At 66.7% G+C, this 2470-nt stretch carries 2 protein-coding genes, 2 tRNA genes and 1 pseudogene; 2 read left to right on the plus strand and 3 right to left on the minus strand.

Annotated features, from left to right (window positions below; all coding sequences use genetic code 11):
• Positions 1 to 503, plus strand: a 503-nt coding sequence (msrA, locus tag I55_RS29955; protein WP_044564383.1) for a peptide-methionine (S)-S-oxide reductase MsrA, incomplete at its 5' end; no start/stop codon positions are given.
• 249 nt (positions 504 to 752) lie between these two features.
• Here msrA and I55_RS29960 read toward each other — a convergent pair.
• The 3 genes from I55_RS29960 to I55_RS29970 form a co-directional block, all read right to left on the minus strand.
• Positions 753 to 828: transfer RNA gene (locus I55_RS29960), tRNA-Ala, on the minus strand.
• Between the two features lie 285 nt (positions 829 to 1113).
• Positions 1114 to 1189, minus strand: a tRNA-Ala gene (locus I55_RS29965).
• A gap of 146 nt (positions 1190 to 1335) precedes the next feature.
• Positions 1336 to 1740 carry a TIGR02300 family protein gene (locus I55_RS29970; protein WP_044564384.1) on the minus strand — a complete coding sequence of 135 codons (405 nt, stop codon included), beginning with the start codon at positions 1738 to 1740 and terminating at the stop codon, positions 1336 to 1338.
• 287 nt (positions 1741 to 2027) lie between these two features.
• On the opposite strand from I55_RS29970, the pseudogene I55_RS29975 reads away from it, so the two are divergent.
• A pseudogene (locus I55_RS29975) lies at positions 2028 to 2470 on the plus strand (hypothetical protein); the annotation flags it as partial.

The following is a 2470-nucleotide window of genomic DNA, read 5'->3' on the forward strand; positions in this document are numbered from 1 at the left end:
CCGAAACCGCGACGTTCGCCGGTGGCTGCTTCTGGGGCATGGAGGATCTGATCCGCAAGGTGCCGGGCGTGGTCGACACCCGCGTGGGCTACACCGGCGGCGAGCTGCGGAACCCGACCTACAAGGACGTGAAGACCGGCGCCACCGGCCACGCCGAAGCCATCGAGATCACCTTCGACCCGGCCAAGCTGACCTACCGCCGCCTGACCGAATTCTTCTTCCAGATCCACGACCCGACGACCGTCAACCGCCAGGGCAACGACATCGGCAGCCAGTACCGCAGCGCCATCTTCTACGCCTCGCCGGAGCAGAAGGCGGCGGCGGAGGAAGTGACCGCCGAGGTTGACGCCTCCGGCCGCTGGCCAGGCAAGGTCGTCACCCAGATCGTCCCCGCCGGCACCTTCTGGGAGGCGGAGGATTATCACCAGGACTATCTGGAGAAAAACATCGGCGGCTACACCTGCCACTGGGTCCGCCCCGACTGGGTGCTGACCGGGAAGTAAGCGGACTGCCGAAGAAAGAGGGCCGTCGCCATCATGGGCGCGGCCCTTCGCTTTTTGGGGACGCGCGGAAAGTTCCGCCCGTAGGTTCCCGGGCCCGTCATCCTATTCCGGCGGCGCTGGGCTTCAACACGCGGCCGGCCGCCATCGCATGCCGACTCGGCCCGTTTCGCCGAGGTGGCTTATCCGATGGCGCGCTGGGCCCCGAACGCACGAAAGCCCGGCTGGATGAACCAACCGGGCTTTCGGATTTGGTGGAGCTAAGCGGGATCGAACCGCTGACCTCTACAATGCCATTGTAGCGCTCTCCCAGCTGAGCTATAGCCCCGAACCTTTGAATTCGGCCCCGCCATCTGGGCCCCATGTCCTGGGGAGCGGCGGTGAGGCCGGGACTATGCGCAGATGCGGGCTTGAGATCAAGTGCGCAGTTTGGTGCGCGACCCTGTCATGTAAGCGCGGCATGTGCGGGGTGGTTTCGGTGGCAGGGAACGCTTTATTCCAAGTTGGTTAACCGGGGGCGCCGCGATCGGGAAAGAAGAAGAGGCGGGTGCCGCCAGTCAATCAGGCTAAAAACACGAAAGGCCGGCTGAGTCGTCAGCCGGCCTTTCGGATTTGGTGGAGCTAAGCGGGATCGAACCGCTGACCTCTACAATGCCATTGTAGCGCTCTCCCAGCTGAGCTATAGCCCCGAACCATTTCAACTCGGTCCGCGCCGCCTGGGGGCTGGCGTGGTGTGGGCGGGAATATGCTCAGATGCGCTGGCCGGATCAAGAGAAAAATTCGGAAATCCCAACTTTTTTTCCGACGCGGCCAACGCCCTGATATTCCTCAGGCTTTAGCGGTCTTCGTCACCACCTTCGACGTCGACCACCTCACCCATGTCATCCTCGTCGCCCAGTTCCTCGGCGTCTTCCAGCAGGACGTCATCGTCCTCGTCGCCAGGCACGTCATCGGCGACCTCGGCCTCTTCCAGGTCATCGACCTCCAGATCGGCCTCGGCCTCCTCCAGGGCTTCCTCCTTCTCCTCGTCCTCGACCCCGACGCCGGTGTCCTCGTCATCCAGGACCGGCTTCTTGGTGTCGTCGGCCAGGATGGGACGGGCCCGGCGGGACTTCAGCAAGGCCTCCGGATCGAACACGGTCGAGCATGAGGGGCAGGTGGGCGGATTCTTCCGCATGTCGTAATAGCGGGTGCCGCAGTTCGGGCAGATCCGCTTCGTGCCCCATTCCGGTTTCGCCACGGCAATCCTCCGTCAAAACACGCGTGGGCGCGGCCCGGGCCGGCCATTCCCACGCACAATATAAAAAGGTACAGGAGCGGGCGTTTGCCATGAAGCCCGCCCCCTGTCAAACGTGAATCCGTGAAGACACCCACAAGGGGGCGCTTTCGCCGCGAATGGGGGCGGTTCGCACCCCCGGCACCGCCTGCCCGCCGCCACCGCCTCCCTTGCGCGTACCCAGGGGGCGGGGTCATGCTGGCGGCGTGACGTCCCGTCAACCGGGAGCCGGTTCAGGAACGAGAACGCCCATGCCCACGCCTGCGCCCCAAACCACCCGCTGGACGTCCGCGCCCGTCGCCCCCTTGGCGGGCTCGGCCCCGGTGCCGGGTGACGCCGGTGTCGCGACGCGGGCCCTGGTCCTGGCGGCGCTGGCGGTGGGCGAAAGCACGGTGACGCGGGCGCCGGCCGGGCTGGAGCCGGTGGTCCAGGCCTTGCGGACCCTGGGGGCCGAGGTTTCAGGCCCGGACGGGGGCGGCGCCTGGCGCATCCATGGTGTCGGTGTCGGCGGCTTGCGCCAGGCCCCGGACCTGCTGGACCTGGGCGATGACGGCCTGGCCTTCGCCCTGCTGCTCGGCCTGCTGTCCACCCAGGCCGGCGACACCTTCCTGACGACGACGTATCCGGCCGGCACCTTCCTGAAGGCGGCGCTGCCGCCGCTGTCGCGCATGGGTGCTGCCTTCGTGCCGGGCGG

Origin of the sequence: Azospirillum sp. B4, from assembly GCF_000333275.1 — a bacterium.
Taxonomy (GTDB): domain Bacteria; phylum Pseudomonadota; class Alphaproteobacteria; order Azospirillales; family Azospirillaceae; genus Nitrospirillum.